The following is a 491-nucleotide window of genomic DNA, read 5'->3' on the forward strand; positions in this document are numbered from 1 at the left end:
TAGAGGTATATTGAAGCTCGATGGTGGTCTCGAAGCACCTATTGGTCACGCGACAGAAAGCGGAAGTCATTTTGCGTTTTCCTTCAACACCTCTGATACAACTGTGACTACTGATCGTGGGACAGGAATTATTCTCGGCGTTGAGCTAGAGGAAGTAAGCAGCCCAATCTTTCCCGATACCGACGATGTAATACAGTTTACCTATCATATACAAGGTAATAGCATGACTATTTTGGACGAAACAAACAGTCTACAAAATCTGAACGGATCAACTCTGCATATTACCGATAGACTAAATGCAGGTTCAAGCAATGACTGTCATGCCACACTGCAATTATCGAGAATCTACGTTACTCATACCCTGACCAGCAACCCAGAGACGAACTCCCTCAGCTCTCCGAATCAAGACTCTCAAGCGTCGGTAGAAAGTGACACTTGCCGTGTTACCTTTAACGAGATTGAAATTAGCTTTGCTGATGTGTTGGGGCAAG

The 491-nt window shown here is 44.4% G+C and carries 1 protein-coding gene; it reads left to right on the plus strand.

Going from position 1 to position 491, the window contains the following annotated elements; genetic code table 11:
• A partial coding sequence (locus A3761_RS00820; protein WP_197472690.1) for a hypothetical protein occupies nucleotides 1–491 on the plus strand: 491 nt, incomplete at both ends.

The sequence above is a fragment of the Oleiphilus sp. HI0123 genome, from assembly GCF_001635315.1.